The sequence below is a fragment of the Lentzea rhizosphaerae genome, assembly GCF_042649515.1.
Lineage (GTDB): Bacteria > Actinomycetota > Actinomycetes > Mycobacteriales > Pseudonocardiaceae > Lentzea > Lentzea aerocolonigenes.
Map to the genome: position 1 here is coordinate 16,699 of NZ_JBHRZI010000026.1, position 16,401 is coordinate 33,099.

Consider the following 16,401-nt stretch of genomic DNA (forward strand, 5'->3'; position numbering starts at 1 on the left):
CGGCAGGGAAATCAGTTGATGGTGATCGTGAAAGTGGAGGTCGTGTTCCTGATGTCCTGGAAGTTGTTGCTGAAGCGGATCCCGTTGATCGTCACCGCGCCGACGGCAGGGCCCTGACCCGGTTCCGGCATCTCGTTGGCCCACAGGCCGAAACCGGACTTGGCGTCGAACTGGTCACCGCTCTTGCGCGCACCCGAGATGCTCACGCCTGCCAGCACGGTGTCCTGGAAGATGTTCTCGGCCGCGCCGTTGTACTTGGTCTGGAACATGATTCCGCTGTACGTCGGGTCGATGATCTCGACGTCGCTCACCCGGATGCCCGTGTACTTCTTGGAGGCCGAGAACATCCAGATCGCGCCGAACGTCTGCGCACCCCAGAAGTGGCCGCCGGACCGCACCAGCGTGAGCCCGCTGAACGTCGTCGGCTCCGGCCCGAAGTCCTCCATCGGGTAACCGAAGTCGAGCGAGCTGATCGTCACGGCGGAGTAGGTCAGCGTGTCCGCCACGTAGATGTTGCGGAACGTGTTGAGCTTGCCGCCGTAGACAGCCAGACCTGCCGCGCGCCACGGGGTCAGCACGCTCAGGTTCTCGAAGGTGTTGTTCTGCTGGCCGCTTCCGCCGTTGTCGGTGGCGGCGAACAGCGCGAACGCGTCGTCACCGGTCGAGCGCGCCTCGATGTTGGAGATCCGGTTGCCGGCCGACCCATTGGTCATGTTGAGGCCGTCGGCGTACAGGTCGCGGATGCGGCTGTCCCTGATCGTGTTGTTGTCGACGTTGTTGCCCCAGAACAGGCACATCATGTGCTCGACCCAGATGTTCTCGATGGTCGTGTTCTGGACGCCGGCGAGGTCGAACACCTTGCCCGGCCCGTTGATGCGGGCGGTGTAGTTGCCGAACACGGCGAACCCGCTGAACGTCGAGCCGCTCGCGGACGACTGCGCGCTGAAGCCGATGTCGGTGTTCTCCTGCGTTGGCGGCGCTTGGAACCTTGTGAACCACGGACCGGCACCGATCACCCGGATCGCCTTGCCGTAGACCTGGAACTTCTGGGCCGTCTGGTAGGTGCCGGCGGGCAGGTAGACGCCGACCAGGTTCCCCGTGGTGTCCATGCGGACGCGGTCGAGCGCGTTCTGCACGTCCTGGTGGGTGAACCCGGCGGGCACGGCGTAGCGCGCCGCGTCGGGGTTCGCAGCAGCGCGGGCTTCCTCGAAGTTCACGAAGTCGATCACGTAGTTCGTGGTGTTGGCCGCGTCCTTCTGCAGCTTGATCTTCGTGCCCGCCGGGAACGTCTGGTTGAGCAGCACGTTCGCCTCGTCGTAGATGTGCCGCGGCCCGCCCGCTCCCGGCGAGTTGCCCGGCTCGGCCTCGTTGCCGTAGAGCCACATGTACTTCGACGTCAGGTCGATCGCCTTGTGGAACTGGCCGTTGACGTAGACGTTGAGGGTCGAGGTGATGCCGCCGCCACCGGAGCTGTCCGGGATGGAGAACCGGGTGACCACGGTGTTGGTGGGTGCACTCGTGGTGAACTCGACCGACTGGCCCGTGCCGTTCAGCGTGACGGCGCGACGGCCGGACGCCTCACCGGCGAGGTCGCCGATCGTCCTGTTCGGACTGAGCACCTGCGCGCCATCGCCGACGGTCGCGTCCTCGGCCTCCACGTGCTGCCACGGAACACTCGCGCCCCGGCCGATGAACAACGACTGCTCGCTGGTGTTGTTGCCCTGCTTGGCGGGGATCTCGTTGCCGTCGTTCGTGATCGTCGTGCGGATCGTGTAGCGGCCGTCGGCGGCCTGCCAGGTGCCGAGGGTGACCGCGGCGGTCGTGGCACCGGCGTTGATGATGCCGGTGTGGCTGCCGGTGAGCGTGCGGACCGTCTGGCCGCTGCTGTTCAGGATCGTGACCGTGATGCCGTGGGCACCGGCGGCGCTGTTGATGGTGCCTTGGTTCTTGAGCGCGACGCTGAACGTGGTGTTCTGGCCGTTGCTCGGGTTGCTCGGCGACCAGGACGGGACGGCGACGAGGTCGGAGCTCGGCACCGGCGTCACGACCAGCGGGTCGGGGTGCAGCCGGGCGTTGTTGGTCTCGTCCTGCTCCGCCACCTTCCTGGTCTCGTCGACCTTGGCGGTGTACTGGTACGAGCCTTCCGGACGGGCGGCGATCGTGGTGCTCACGTTGGCCTGCGCACCGGCCGCGAGCGCGCAGACCTGTGCCGTGCCGACCGCGGTGGTGTCGAGGAAGAACGTCACGTCGGTCGCTCCGGACGCGGCGCTGCCGGCGTTGCGGACGGTCGCGTTCAGCGTGATCTGGTCGGTCTCGACGGGGCTCGCCGGCGTGAACGACGTGCCGGTGACGGTGAGGTCGGGGTTCGGGGCAGGGGTGCCGAACACCTGGATCTCCGCCACCTGCGCGCCGGGCGCACCCGTGTTGGACGTGATGCGCAGCTGCACGTCGGCGACGCGCGCCGACAGCCCGATCGTGACGCTGTTGCCGGTCGACGGGTCCCAGCGGTAGTCGCGCCCCGCGACGAGGCTCGTGAAGCCGGTGGCGGTCTGCTCGCGGCCGAGGACCTCGACGTTCTGCGTGCGGGCGCCCCAGATCGCGTCGGGGTTGAGCTTGACCGCGATCGAGCTGAGGTCCGCGTTCGATCCCAGTTGGACGGTCAGGATGCCGGGGAGGCCGTTGGATTCCCAGTAGGTGCCGAGGTTTCCGTCGTTGGCGTTGGCCGCGACGAAGTTGTGCACGTTGTGGTTGGCCGTGACGGGCCTGCCCTGCGCGAGGTTCGTGCCGGTGGTCCCTTCCCTCGTCACGGAGTTGCTGGCGGGGGACTGGTTGCCCGCCGCGTCCTTCGCGATCACGTGGTAGGTCACCCGCAGGCCGTCGGGCTGGCTGTCGGTGTGGGTGGTGCCGGTGACCGTGGTGCGGAGGCTGCCGTTGGCGTAGACGTCGTAGCCGGTGACGCCGACGTTGTCCGTGCTCGCGTTCCAGGTGAGCCGGATCTGCCCGGCCTGGGGCTGGGTGAAGGCGAGGTTGCCCGGTGCGGTGGGCGCCTGCGTGTCACCCGTCGTGGGACCGTGGACCTCGAACTCGCTGATCTGACCCGCCGGCCAGCCGGTGTTCGCGGTGATCCGCAGCCGGACGAACCGCGTGGTCGCCGCGGTGAAGTCGATGGTGACGGTGTTGTTCGCGGCGGGGTTGAACTCGTACCCCCTGCTCGGCACCAGGTCGGTGAAGGTGTTTCCGTCCGTGCTGCCCTGGACGGCGAGGGTCTGCGTGCGCGTGCCCCAGTTCGCGGTCGGTAGCTTCAGCACGACCTGGTCCGCTTTCAGCGCGGCACCGAGATCGGCCTGGATCCATTGTGGGAACGCGTTGTTCGCGCTCTCCCAGTACGTGCCCTGGTTGCCGTCACCGGCGTTGCCGGGCCCGTAGCTCTGGTTGGTGCTGCTGGCGCTGTAGGTGGCCTGGAGCGTGGCACCGACCGCGGCTTCGTGGACCTCGAGCTTGGCCGTGGTCTTCGTGGCGCGGACGTGCTTCACGAGCGTCGGGTCGACCTGGAACGTGACCTTGCCGTTGGAGAAGGCGTGCGGCGCTTCCGCGACGAGCGTCGACCAGCCTCTGCCGTCGAGACTCGTCTGCACGGCGAAGGTTTCGGTGCTGTTCCTCGGGGCGGAGAGCGTGACCTGGTCGATGCGGGTCTGCTTCTGCAGGTCCAGGCGCACCGGCGCGGCCTGCGCGGCAGGGGAGACGGTCAGGGTGGCCGCGGCGGTGATCAGTGCTGTCAGCGGGGCTAGCAGGGAGCGAACGCGTGTCGTCGGTGACATGGCGTGCTTGGCCCTTCTCGGTGGGGACGCGAGGGGGTGTGGCGCGCCTCACCGTAGAAGTGACCAGCAGATTACCGCAATATCTCGACGTGATTGCGCAAATTTGCGACATCAAGCTCTGAACAGGAAAGATGCGTCGCAGTTCGGGGCGCTGAACCCGGTCGTCGACGGTGCAGGGGCGATCACCAGCGGCTGGGTGATGGCAGGTGCGAGAGGTTCGCTTCCGAACGTCCGCTCAAAATTGATTCCGGCTCGATGGGCTTCGCTTGCGTTGGCTTGCTGCCTGTTTGCATCGCTTGCGAAAGCGTTGCGCAAGTTTCAGAGCTTCGCGAAGAACCTTCTGGCTCGGTTCAGCAGATCCAACCTGTGCTCACGCTTTCTGAGGGAGTGCCCCTCGCCGGGGTAGACGACGAGTTCGGAGTGCTTCACGGCCCTGTGCAGCAGTTCGGCTTGCTCCAGCGGCACGTTGGTGTCGTCAGCGCCGTGCACGATCAACAACGGCGTGCGGATTCGGTCCGCGTAGGTGAGCGGGCTGTGCTCCGGCCCGTCGCCCAGTGCCGCCTCGAAAGCGCCCCACTCGCCCGTCGCGATCAGCCTGGGCCAGTCGGAGATGCCCGCGCCCACGAGCGCGGCCTTGAACCTGTCGGTCCGCGTGGCCGCCCAGGCGGCCGTGAACCCGCCGTGACTCCAGCCGGAGATGCCGAGCCGATCGGGATCGGCGACCCCTTCGGAGACGAGGAGGTCGATGCCGGTCTCGATGTCGTGCCACTCCTCCTGCCCGACCCGTTTCGAGACGCTCGCGGCGAACTCGTGCCCTCTGCCCAGGCTCCCCCTGGGGTTGGGCAGGAAGCTCGCGAACCCCTGATGCGCGAACCACTGCGCCGACGGCACCCACTGGAGCTGGAGGTCGTCGGCCCAGCGGTCGTAGGGGCCGCCGTGGACGAGGGTGATGAGCGGGAACGGCCCGCCGTCGCGGGTTCTGCCGATCGGGAGTACGAGGAGGCCGTCGAGGTCGAGCCCGTCCTGCGCCCGGTAGCGCAGGCGTTCCTGTGTGCCCCAAGGGATGCCGTCGATGCTCGCGCGCGGTTTGTGCGAACCCTTGATGCGGGCGAGCAGGCCACCGCCGAGGCGGTGGAACTCGGTGTCCAGTCCGGTCGCGACCACGACGATCGGCGCGTCGTCGTCGTCCTGCACCAGCTCGACCGGGCAGGCCGACATGCCCGCGGTGAGGTTGCGGTGGCGCTGGTCGAACACCGCGTTGCCGCCCTGCAGGTGCGGTGGCGTCAGGGCGAGGTAGACGACCTCGTCGCCCCACCACACCGGGTTGCCCGCGTCGGCGGGAGTGGCACCGAGATCGGTGACGGTGCCGTCGGTCTCGACGACGTGGAGCGCGGGGTTGAGCAATCCGGGGTCGATCTTCGGACTGGACCAGGTGATCACCGCGAGCCGGCCGTCGGGGTGCCGCGCGACGTCGGCGACGTGACGACCGGGGATGGTCACCGTGTGGGCTGTGTTCCTGGTTGGCGGCGGCGCGCAGTGGTCGAGCACCATTTCGTCGGTCAGTTCACGCGCCGCCGTCCCCATGATCCCCAGGCTAGCGGAGCAGGTAGGCGTTGATGATCGTCTGCTCCACGGTCTGGCCGTGCCCGGACGCCTTGGCCCGCAGGGAAACCGACTTGGCGGTGCTCGGGTGGGCGAGCAGCACGCGGTTGCTCGTGACCGGGGTCGCGCGCCACGTCGTGCCGTTGTCGTAGGAGACCTCGACGGACGTGATCCTCACCGAGCCGGTCTGCGACTGGGTCGAGATCGGCACCGCCAGCATCCGGCCGGCCTGGGCGTAGCCGTCGTCGTCGAGCTGCGGGGTGAAGCGGATGACGCTCAGCGGCAGCGCTGTCCGCTCGGCCGTGGTGTCGCTGCGGAACGTCCAGACGCCGGACACCTTGGTGCTCAACGGGTTGTCGCGGGTCGCAGTGGTTTCCAGGCGGTAGTTCGCGGCGCCCGGTTCGACGTCGAGCAGCGCCCAGCCCGCCTCGGCTGTTTCGACGGCCTTCACGTTGTCGCGGTAGAGCGTGGTCCTGGCCTCGGTGACGGGGCCGTAGCCCTCGTTCCCCGCGTTGTCGCCGTAGAGCGGGACGGTGATCCGGACCAGGTCGCCGGTGCGGAACGAGTGCGGGACGTCCCGCGTCTCGGGCAGCGCTGGGCCGAACACCGCGCGGTTGAACGGTTCCAGGTAGGAGCGGCCCGGGCGGTAGTGCCTGAGCGGACCGACGAGTGCGCCGATGTTGCCGGTTTCGTCGAACAGGTTGAACCTGCGCGACCAGTCACCGCCCTCGCCGCCGTAGTGCTCGGTGCGCGAACCCGGGGCCAGGTTGTCGAGCGAGCCGTAGCCCCAGTCGGCGCGGCCCTCGGGCGCCGAAGTGTGGCCGATGCTGGCGCTCTGGCCCGGTTTGAGCGCCGGCATGTCGACCTTGACGGTCGCCAGGTCTCTCTTCGCGACGGTCTTGTTCAGGCCGTTCGGTGCGGATCCCTTGCGGTACCAGGCGAGTCCGTAGAAGTCGGGGCCCGCGTTCCAGAACGTCGCGATCTTGCCGGTCACCTCGGTCGAGTCGGGGCCGAGGCTCGCGACGCCGAGGTGGTCGATCACGCCGCCGACGGAGAAGTTGCCGATGGTGTAGCTGGTGCCGTTGAGGGTGCGTTCGAAACCGGTCTGCAGCAACGAGAGTTGCGCGCTGACCGGGAGCTTCACGTGGACCGGTTTCGCCTGCCGTGCGTCGAGGTCGATCGTCGTGGCGCCGGTGACGGTGAGGTTCGGGTAGTTGATGACGTCGTGGGTGTAGGGGCCGCTGGACGACATGACGCTGCCCGTGAGGACGTACCGGCCCTTGGCGAGGCGGGCGACGCCGGTCTCGCTGTTCGGCCAGACGCGGGCGCCGGTGTCGACGTTGATCAGGAACGCGAAGGTCGAGTTCGTCTTCGCGCCGGACCGTTCGGTTCCGGTGATCGTGACGTCGTAGCTCTCGACCTCCAGGTCGGCGACGACGGCCGTGCGCACGCCGCTCGCGACCACCGCGCCGCCGAAGACGCCTCCCGCCGGTTGCTCGGCGATGTCCGCGGTGACAGTGGCGGTCGCGGAGCCGTTGGGGGGAACGGTGAGCTTCGCGGGGGAGACGCTGAACAGGCTGCCGTTCGTCTCGGTGGTGAGGTCGAGGGTGACGGGCTCCGAGCCCGCGTTGGTGTAGGTGATCTCCTTCGTCAGCGTGCCCGAGTGCGGCCACCGGTGGGAGCCGAAGCTCACGCTGGTCGGGTTCGAGGTCACGTTCTGCTTGATCAGCTTGGCGACGTCGACGCGGCCGGAGCCCTGTTCGAACGGGGTCAGATTCGCCGTCGGCGTGGTGCTGCCGGTGAGGCTCGCCTTGAGCGTCGCGCCGGTGAGGTTCGGGCGCTGCTGGCGCAGGAGGGCCGCCGCGCCCGCGACGTGCGGCGTGGCCATCGACGTGCCGTCGAGGGAGGTGTAGCCGTCGGCGACGGGCGGGCCGATCCTGCCGTCGGAGTGCAGGGCGGCGACGATGCCGACGCCGGGCGCGGTGAGGTCGGGCTTGAGCGTGCCGGCCTTGGTAGGCCCGCGGCTCGAGAACTCCGCGATCTTGTTCTGGTCGTCGACGGCGCCGACGGTGAGCGCGGCGTCGGCGGTGCCGGGTGACCCGATGGTGCTGGTGGTGGGGCCGCTGTTGCCGGCGGCGACCACGAACAGAGTGCCCTTGTCGGCGGTGAGGCGGTTGACTGCCTCTTCGAGGGGCTCGATCTCGGGCGTGTCGTAGCCGCCGAGGCTCATGTTGACGACCTGGGCGCCCTGCTCGACGGCCCACTCCATGCCGGCGATGATCTGGCTGTCCTGGCCGGACCCGTTGTCGCCCAGGACTTTCACGTCCAGGATGCGCGCGTCCGGCGCCACGCCGCGGTACTTGCCGCTGCTCTTCGCGCCGGTGCCCGCGATGATCGACGCCACGTGCGTGCCGTGGCCGTAGTGGTCGCCCGCGTCGGGGGAGGACGTGAAGTTGCGTTCGCCGATCTCGCGGTCGGCGAGGTCGGGGTGGGTCTGGTCGACGCCGGTGTCGAGGACGGCGACGGTGGTGCCCTTGCCGGTGAAGCCCGCCGCGTAGGCCGCCGGGGCGTTGATCTGGGGGACGCTGCGGTCGAGGGTCGCCTCGCGCTTGGCGTCGAGCCAGATCTTCTTGATGCCGGATGCCGACATGTCCAATGTTGACATTCCAGATGTCGACTTGGTGGATGTTGACATTCCGACAACCGGCGTCTTCGTCGCATCGAACGCGACGCCGTTGATGCTGGTCAACTGGATGCCCGACTGGGCGTGGAGGGTGCCCTCGGGGTAGGTGACGATCACCGGAAGGGCGCCGCCGTACGTGGCGAGCTCGGTGACGTCGAAGAGGCGTTCGTCGAGACGGCCGTTCGCGATCAGCGGCATGGCGTCGTTCGGCACCACGTACTCGTGGCCCTGCGCGGTGTAGGTCGTGAACATGACCTGTTCACGGCCGGGCGCCGGTCTGATCGCCCGTTGGCCGGTGAGCACCTGATCTCCGGTGATGAGCGTGACGGTCGGCCGTGACGCTGATGGGGACGCTGATGGGGCGGCTGCTCGCGGGGGAGAGGCATGGGCCTGTCCGGCGGTGAGCAGGGCGCCGGCCAGTACGATGACTCCGAGTAGGCGCACCCGGTCCTCCGTAGGTCGTGAGAGCGTTCTCACGGACCGTAGTGAGGTGCCCACCCGGGTGACAAGGTCTACACCAATTTCCGGGACGCCTTAATCTTTCCGCCATGACGGGCCTGCGCGAACGCAAGAAGGCGGCTACCAGGGAAGCCCTGGGGGACGCCGCATGGAGCCTGTGCGTGCAGCACGGCCTCGACCGGGTGACGGTGGAGCAGATCGCGCGGGCCGCCGGGGTGTCGCTGCGGACGTTCTTCAACTACTTCTCGTCCAAAGAGGACGCGGTCATGGCCGGCGACAAGCAGACGGCCGAGACGTTCGTGCGGGAGTTCGCGGCCAGGCCCGACGACGAACCGGTCCTCGTCGCGTTGCGCGGGGCGCTGCAGTCGATCTACCCGCAGCACGTCGACCTGGAGCGCCTTCGCCGGTCGCGTGAACTGCGTCGCCACCCGGCGCTGCTGCCGCACGTGTTCGCCGCCTACTCCGCCCGTGAGCAGGAGCTGACCGCGGCGATCGCGGAACGGTGCGGGCTCGACGCTTCGGTTGACCCGTACCCGGCGGTGACGGCGTCCACGATCCTCGCGACGTTGCGCGCCGTCGTGCAGTGGTGGCTGGACACGCCGCAGGCCTCGGAGCGGTACACGGCGGCCGAGCTGGTCGGCCGCATGATCGACCAGCTCGGCGCAGGTTTCACCAGGTGACTGGCAGTTCGTGCACTCCGTAGATCGACATGTCGGTGCGCAGCGGCACCTCGTCCGCGGGAACGGCGAGCTTCAGCGTCGGCAGCCTGCGCAGCAGTTCGGTGAAGGCGACGGTCATCTCCACGCGCGCGAGCTGCTGGCCGAGGCACTGGTGGATGCCGTGCCCGAAAGCCACGTGGTGCCCGCGCGGCCGGTCGACGTGCAACTCGTGCGGGTTGTCGTACTGGCTCTCGTCGCGGTTCACCGCCGGCACCGACACCACGACGGTCTCGCCGGCCCTGATGGTGGCGCCGCCGATCGTGACGTCCTCCTTGGCGTGCCGCGAGACACCCATGCTGATGATCGACAGGTAGCGCAGCAGCTCCTCGACCGCGTTCTCGGCGAGCTCGGGGTGCTCGCGCAGCTTGGCGAACTCGTCGGGGTGTTCCAGCAGTGCGAACGTGCCGAGCGCGAGCATGTTGGCCGTCGTCTCGTGGCCGGCGATGAGCAACAGGTTCGCGATGCCGGTGAGCTCGTCGGTGTTGAGGTCGGTGTCGCGGACGAGCCCGGACAGCAGGTCGTCTCCCGGTTTCTTCTGCTTGTCGCGGACCAGTGACCGCATGAACAGGCCCAGGTCCGTGTTGACCTTGATCTGCTCCTCGATGGTCGTGGTGAGGCTGAGCAGCTTGGCCGTGCGGCGCTGGAACTCGTCGCGGTCGCCGTAGTCGACGCCCAGCAGCTCGCAGATCACCAGCGACGGCACCGGCAGCGCGAAGTCGTGCACCAGGTCCGCGGGCGGCCCCTTCTCGATCATCGCGTCGAGCTGCGCGGTGACGATCTCGTGCACCCGCGGCGTCAGGTCCCGCATCCGCCGCACGGTGAACTGCCCGGTCAACAACCTGCGGAAACGGGTGTGCTCGGGGGCGTCCATGAAGATGAACGACCCGGCCCTGCGCTGCGGCGGGAACAGCTCGGCGTGCAGCTCGGGCGAGATGAGCTTCCTGGCGCGCGGGCTGTTGATCCGGTCGGAGCTCATCCTGGGCTCGGCGAGCACCGCCCGCGCCTCCTCGTGCCCGGTGACGAGCCAGACGGTCTCACCGTTGTGCTCGATCCGGTGGATCCGCCCCTGCCCGCTCAACTCGGTCAGCCCGCTGGCCGGGTCGAACGGGCATCCGTCGCGCTTGGTGAGTTCGGAGGGCAGCTGCGGGCGGATGAGCTCCTGAGCGCTGCGCTGCCGCTCGGCCGTGGTCATGGCCTCTCCCTGTCTGACCCGGCGTGACCAGGTCGTGGCTCGGCGTCACTCCCACGCTACCGAAACTTGCGCGACGTGCAAGATTTTTAACGGGTCTTTAGGGTTCGGCCTTCAGGGCTTGAGGCTGGGGTCCTCGGGCTGGGGTCTTCAGACTGCGAACACCTGGGAGTCGTCCGCGAACGCCTTGAACTCGAGCGCGTTGCCCGCCGGATCCAGTAGGAACATCGTCCACTGCTCGCCCGGCTCACCCTTGAACCGCACGTACGGCTCGATGACGAACTTCGTCCCGGCGCCGTGGAGCTTCTCGGCCAGGACCTGGAACTCCGGCACGGTCAGCACCAGCCCGAAGTGGGGCACGGGCACGTCGTGCCCGTCGACGGGGTTGCTGACCCGCTCGGTACGCGGGGCGAGGTGCGTGACGAACTGGTGGCCGTGCAGGTTCCAGTCGACCCAGGTGTCCGAGCTCCGCCCCTGCTCCAGTCCGAGGATCTCGCCGTAGAAGCGGCGCGCGGCGTCGAGGTCGTCAACGGGCATCGCGAGGTGAAAGCGTGGGATGTTCGTCATGTAGCAATGTTAACATTGCTACATGACGGTGGGACCGGCACGCAGGCGAGGCCTGAGCAGCGAGGTCGCGGACGTGATCCGCGAGGCGATCTTCGACGGCCGCTACGCACCGGGCGCGCCCCTGCGGGAGGTGGAGCTGTCGGAGGCCCTGAAGGTCAGCCGCGGCCCGATCCGCGAGGCCCTGCAGTCGCTGGAACGAGAGGGCCTCGTCCGCACCGAATGGCACCGCGGCGCAACGGTGACGGCCCTGTCCGTGCAGGACGTCGCCGAACTGGACAGCCTGCGCGGCGCCCTGGAAGTCCTGGCTGTCCGCCGAGTGGTCGACCAGGCCTCCGACGAGTCACTGGAGCTGATCGAAAAGGCCGCCACCGCCATGGACCGCGCCGACACCCCACACGAGATGGTGCGGTGCGACATAGCGTTCCACGACGCCGTGTACGCGGCCGCCGCCCACTCGCGGCTGACCCGGGCCTGGCAGGCGATCAGGTCGCAGGTGCACCTGTTCCTGATCACGCGGGTGAACGTGAGCACGCACGGCTACCTGGAGCAGATCCGCGAGGAGCACCGCGACCTGGTCGCGGCGCTGAGGCTGGGCAACGTCGACGGGGCGCTGAAGCTGTTCGCGGAGCACCGCAGGCACGCGTTCGACGTGCTCACGTCGGGCACGTCCGCGGAGGCGTGAGGTCGTGACATCGTCGCGGTCGCGGGGTGTGAGGGGCGTACGTGTGGGTTCGACGCAGCGCACGCGCCAAACCGCTGGTTCCGCGCTGCCATACAGCTAGCCAAACTCCCATCCGTCGCTGTTCCTGTTGGCGCGAAAAGCACGTTCGGGCCATCTAGCGGCCCGAACGTGCTTTTCGCGCCAAAAACCAGGCAGCGCGGTTGCGGACCAGGTGCTTAGAACCGGGGAGACGACAGCGTCCGCCCGCAGCGACGCGAGCTCGCCCACTGGCGACGCCACCACCCCGACCTGCCTCGACCCGCTAGAGCCACCCGTGCTCGTGCGCCACCTGAAAAGCCTCCGCCCGACCCCCCACTCCGAGCTTCGCCACCACCGCAGCCAGGTGGTTCCGCACCGTCCCTGCCGACAACGAGGTGCGCGCGGCGATCTCCGCCACCGGCGTGCCGAACTCGCTCAGCCTGAGCACCTCCAGCTCCCGTTGCGTCAGCGGGCACGGGGGTGCTGCCAGCGCGTCGGCTGCCAGGGCCGGGTCCACCCAGCGCGAGCCCGAGTGGACGCGGCGGATCACGTCGGCGAGTGTGCCGCCGGGGGAGCCCTTGGGCAGGAAGCCCTTTGCTCCCGCCTGCAGCGCCTGTTGCAGGTGTGGGGGTCGGCCTCGGCCGGTCAGGATCACCACCGCGCACGACGGCAGGGTCCGCGCCAGTTCCTCGGTGACCTCCAGGCCGTCGAGCAGGGGCATCTGCAGGTCGACCACGGCCACGTCGGGGCGGTGAGCGAGGGCTGCCTCTACGGCCGCCCTGCCGTCGCCGGCTCGGGCTACCACCTCCAGGTCCGGCTCCAGGTCCAGCAGGGCCGCCAGGGCGTCGCGGATCAGCTCCTCGTCGTCGGCCAGCAGCACCCTGATCACGCGGGCACCACGACCTGCAGCGTGAACGAGTCGGCCGACTGCTCCACGGACACCTTGCCTCCCACCGCGACCAGGCGTTCGCTCATGCCGCGGAGGCCGTTGCCGGAACCGGACGGCTTCTCGGTGCCGTCGTTCGTGACGGTCATCCGCACCTCCCCGTCCACGACCGCGACGTCGATCATGCACCACGTCGCGTGGCTGTGGCGCAGGACGTTCGTGCACGCCTCGCGCAGCGCCAGGGCGAGTTGGGTGGCGCTCTCGCCGTGCACCGGGACTTCCGTGACGGTGCAACGGATGCCGGCCTCACGCAGGACGTTCCGCACCGCCTCCAGCTGCTCGGGCAGGTTCACCGCGCGGTAGCCGTGCACCGCGTCGCGCACTTCCTCCAGCGCCGAGGAGGCGAGCCGTTGCGCCTCGAACGCTTCAACAGCCGACCGCTCCGGATCGGTCGGAGCCAACCGGCCGGCCAGTTCGGCCTTCAGGGCGATCACGGTGAGGCGGTGGCCGAGCAGGTCGTGCACGTCGCGGGCGAACCGCAGCCGCTCCTCGCTCACCGCCAGCTCCGCCTGCGCCTCACGGCCCGCCCGCGCCTGGGCCAGCAGGCCGGCGAACCACATCGGCAGGCCCGCCATCGCGATGATCGTCGCCCCGACCGCCAGCGCGATTATCTGGTACGTGGTGGCGTAGTGGGCGACGAACGCGCCGACCACCCCCGTCAGCACGACCGCGCAGATCGCCGCCAGCCACCGCCACACGCCGGTCAGCAGCAGTGGCGCGAAACCGGCCGCGGCGCCGCCGATCCACGCCCACGTGGACATCTCGCGGGGACCGACGGGCGCCACCAGCGGGATCGAGATCAGGGTCGCCGCCACGAGCACCCAGACGGGGCCGCCGCGCAACGTCACCGCGTACGCGACTGCCAGCACCAGCAGTCCGAGCACGCCGAGCCAGCGCGTGGCGGACGGTTCGCGCAGCACCGCGATCAGCGGCACGACGAGACAGCTCGCCCACAGCACGTGCAGGGTTCCGCGCAGCGCGGTGTGCGGAAGATCGTTCATCGCCATCAGCCTAGAACCACTTCAGCAGGATCGTGACCGCTACGACCAGGTCGAACACTCCGCAGAACTCCGACCACCAGCGCGGCACGACGGCGTTGCGCACGTGGTGCACGAGATCCCACACGGCGTGCGCACCCCACCCGAGAGCGATCAGCAAGACCCCGAGCGAAGGCGACGCCACGATCACCGCAGCGGCCAACACGACGTACACGCCGAACACCGCGAGTTGCAGCTGTGGCGCGCGTCGGCCCCAGAACAGGTACGCCGCCTGGCACAGCAGCAGCGTCCAAACGGGAGGTACGAGCGGCGTCTGCCAGAAGTCGAACGACAGGGCCAGAGCAACAACCATCGGCCAACGGTCGCCCAACGCGCGTATGACCGGATTCGTAGTAGGTGTCCCGTGCTCGTGCCGGTAGCGGATCATCACGGCGACCATTGCGAGCAGCATCAGCACGTGCCCGCCCATCTCCACCGCATCACCGTCGAGCACGCCGAGCCAGTACGGCACGAACAGCACGAGGTACGGCACGAACATCGCCGCGGACATCTCGAAGATCCGGCCATGACCGCGATAGCGCATCCACAACGCCATGGGCACGGACATCGACACCGCCATCCACAGGGCGGCGAACTCGACGCGCTCAGGTGTCCACAGGGGCCCCAGCAGAGCCATCCCGATCAGCATCGCCGCGAGCATCTCGAACCCGTGGCGGACCAGCGGCCTGACCGCCGGAGAAACCGTTGTCGTCATGCCTCAAGAGTCGAGGCGACGCCCGGCAAGCCCCATCCGTGCGGTGTCATGACTTTTCTGTGCAGAACGCACAGACGGCCTATGCGCTCACCTCGGCCCAGATGGTCTTGCCACCGACGAAGTCGCGCGTACCCCAGCAACGAGAGATCTGGGCGATCAACAGCAGTCCACGCCCCCGCGAATCACCGAGCCGTGACTCGCCCAAGTGCGGAAGCTCGGCCGGAGTGTGGTCGTCCACCTCGATGCGGATGACGTCGGCGTGCCTATGCACCCGCACGGTCCGTGGCCCCTCAGCGTGCTCGTAGGCGTTGCTGGCAAGTTCTGTGCACACGAGGAGCACGTCGAGCCGAATGTCCTCAGAGAGATCTCTGACAAGACTGCACGCCCACGCGCGCACGGCGGCCAGATCGGGCTTGTCCTCCGGCAGGGCGTACACGGTCCTCGCGGAGGCGCTGAGCACCTCGGGAGCATCCATCTCTTTCCCCACCTCGTTTGCCTGAGGCCCTCCTGGCTGCTCAAGATGGCCGTCAGGGTGCGAAATACCACCACGCGTGCTACCCCAAACGTGTGGACGGTTATGGCTTCAACCTCGCTCTGGTCGCTGTGCTGGTGCTGCTCAACGCGGCCTTCGCGGGCAGCGAGATGGCGCTGGTGTCGTTGCGGGAAGGCCAGTTGCGGTCGTTGGAGCGCGAAGGACGCCACACGCTCGTGCGCCTCGCACGCGATCCGAACAGGTATTTCGCGACCATCCAGATCGGCATCACGCTGTCCGGTTTCCTCGCCTCGGCGACGGCGGCCGTCTCTCTCGCGCAGCCTCTCGTGCCGTTGCTGGAATTCCTCGGTGCAGCGGCAAACGGGGTCGCTATCGCGCTGGTCACCATCATTCTCACGTTTGTCACGCTGGTGCTGGGGGAACTGGCGCCCAAGCGCCTGGCGATGCAGTACGCGGTGCGCTGGTCGAAGATCATCGCTCGCCCGCTCGACCTGCTGTCGACCGTGTCACGGCCGGTGGTGTGGTTGCTCAGCAAGTCGACCGACCTCGTCGTCCGGATCTTCGGCGGCGACCCGGACGCCGACGACGAGCAGATGTCGGCGGAGGAACTGCGTGATCTCGTTGAGGTGCAACAGCACCTGAACCCGGAGCAGCGCACGATCATGACCGGCGCGCTGGAGATCCACGAACGCAAGCTGCGCGAGGTCCTGGTCCCGCGCCGCCTGGTCACCGTCCTCGACGCAGGTTTGGACACCGCGACCGCACGGGAAATCTTGGCGAGGTCCGGACACTCACGGGCCCCGGTGACGAAGGACGGTCACCTGGACGACGTGGTCGGTGTGGTGCACCTGCGCGATCTGCTAGACGACGACGTGGCGCTCGCGGACGTGGTGCGGCCCGCGATGGTCCTGCCGGACTCCGTGCGCGTCACGGACGCGTTGCGGCGCATGAAGGCCGAGCACGAACAGATGGCACTCGTCGTGGACGAGCACGGCGCGGTCGGCGGCATCGTGACGCTGGAGGACCTGCTCGAGGAGATCGTCGGCGAGATCTACGACGAGACCGACTCGGACGTGGTCGCGGTGCGGGCGGAGGCGGACGGCTCGATCGAGCTGCCCGGCACGTTCCCGGTGCACGACCTGCCGGACGTCGGCGTCGAGCTGCGGGACCCGCCTGCCGGCCCGTACGCGACGATCGCAGGCCTGGTGCTGGTGCTCCTCGGCCGCATCCCTGAAGAACCCGGCGATGTGGTGGAGGTCTCCGGCTGGAAGATCGAGGTGCTGGCCGTCGAGCACCACGCGATCACGAAGGTGAGGCTGAGGTCACAGCCCGAACCGCGGAATGACCAAGGCCTCTGAACCGTTACACAGTGTGCACTGCCGCTGCTCCGCAGACGGCGGCGAGTTTCGTCGGGGAGTCGGTCGTCCGGCCACCGCTTCGCGCCGAATCGCCTGCGGCGGTTGACCCGAAGGG

General features: G+C 68.5%; 12 protein-coding genes. 3 read left to right on the forward strand and 9 right to left on the reverse strand.

What is annotated here, in order from left to right; genetic code table 11:
- Positions 1-11: 11 nt before the first annotated feature.
- The 3 genes from ACFOWZ_RS29620 to ACFOWZ_RS29630 all read right to left on the reverse strand — a co-directional run bounded on the left by ACFOWZ_RS29620 (position 12) and on the right by ACFOWZ_RS29630 (position 8,406).
- On the reverse strand, positions 12-3,818 hold the full coding sequence (locus tag ACFOWZ_RS29620; RefSeq protein WP_382377186.1) for a discoidin domain-containing protein: 3,807 nt from the start codon (positions 3,816-3,818) through the stop codon (positions 12-14).
- 318 nt (positions 3,819-4,136) lie between these two features.
- The gene (locus ACFOWZ_RS29625; RefSeq protein WP_382377187.1) at positions 4,137-5,402 is read right to left on the reverse strand and encodes an alpha/beta hydrolase family protein; all 1,266 of its coding nucleotides are present in this window, start codon (positions 5,400-5,402) and stop codon (positions 4,137-4,139) included.
- Between the two features lie 10 nt (positions 5,403-5,412).
- Entirely contained in the window at positions 5,413-8,406 is a 2,994-nt protein-coding gene (locus ACFOWZ_RS29630; protein WP_382377189.1) for a S8 family peptidase, read from the reverse strand.
- Positions 8,407-8,651: 245 nt separating this feature from the next.
- Between ACFOWZ_RS29630 and ACFOWZ_RS29635 the strand changes: the two genes are divergently transcribed.
- Positions 8,652-9,242, forward strand: coding sequence for a TetR/AcrR family transcriptional regulator (locus tag ACFOWZ_RS29635; RefSeq protein WP_382377191.1), 591 nt, complete (start codon positions 8,652-8,654; stop codon positions 9,240-9,242).
- Here ACFOWZ_RS29635 and ACFOWZ_RS29640 read toward each other — a convergent pair.
- Entirely contained in the window at positions 9,232-10,473 is a 1,242-nt protein-coding gene (locus ACFOWZ_RS29640; protein WP_382377192.1) for a cytochrome P450, read from the reverse strand. The genes ACFOWZ_RS29635 and ACFOWZ_RS29640 overlap by 11 nt on opposite strands.
- A 147-nt stretch (positions 10,474-10,620) precedes the next feature.
- Entirely contained in the window at positions 10,621-11,037 is a 417-nt protein-coding gene (locus ACFOWZ_RS29645) for a VOC family protein (protein WP_382377193.1), read from the reverse strand.
- A gap of 22 nt (positions 11,038-11,059) precedes the next feature.
- Here ACFOWZ_RS29645 and ACFOWZ_RS29650 point away from each other — a divergent pair, with 22 nt between their 5' ends.
- A complete protein-coding gene (locus tag ACFOWZ_RS29650; RefSeq protein WP_382377194.1) occupies positions 11,060-11,719 on the forward strand; it encodes a GntR family transcriptional regulator in 660 nt (219 codons plus the stop codon).
- A 301-nt stretch (positions 11,720-12,020) separates the two neighbouring features.
- On the opposite strand, the gene ACFOWZ_RS29655 is transcribed toward ACFOWZ_RS29650, so the two are convergent.
- From ACFOWZ_RS29655 to ACFOWZ_RS29670, 4 genes are all read right to left on the reverse strand, one after another.
- Entirely contained in the window at positions 12,021-12,626 is a 606-nt protein-coding gene (locus ACFOWZ_RS29655) for a response regulator transcription factor (RefSeq protein WP_382377195.1), read from the reverse strand.
- Positions 12,623-13,684 carry a sensor histidine kinase gene (locus tag ACFOWZ_RS29660; protein WP_382377197.1) on the reverse strand — a complete coding sequence of 354 codons (1,062 nt, stop codon included), beginning with the start codon at positions 13,682-13,684 and terminating at the stop codon, positions 12,623-12,625. Before ACFOWZ_RS29660 ends, ACFOWZ_RS29655 begins: the two co-directional genes overlap by 4 nt.
- A gap of 10 nt (positions 13,685-13,694) precedes the next feature.
- The gene (locus ACFOWZ_RS29665) at positions 13,695-14,435 is read right to left on the reverse strand and encodes a hypothetical protein (protein WP_382377198.1); all 741 of its coding nucleotides are present in this window, start codon (positions 14,433-14,435) and stop codon (positions 13,695-13,697) included.
- Positions 14,436-14,514: 79 nt separating this feature from the next.
- Complete coding sequence (locus ACFOWZ_RS29670; RefSeq protein WP_382377199.1) at positions 14,515-14,910, reverse strand: ATP-binding protein; 396 nt, start codon at positions 14,908-14,910, stop codon at positions 14,515-14,517.
- A gap of 92 nt (positions 14,911-15,002) precedes the next feature.
- Here ACFOWZ_RS29670 and ACFOWZ_RS29675 point away from each other — a divergent pair, with 92 nt between their 5' ends.
- Positions 15,003-16,286: a hemolysin family protein gene (locus ACFOWZ_RS29675; RefSeq protein ID WP_382377200.1), complete on the forward strand. Its 1,284-nt coding sequence runs from the start codon at positions 15,003-15,005 to the stop codon at positions 16,284-16,286.
- The last annotated feature ends 115 nt before the right edge of the window (positions 16,287-16,401 follow it).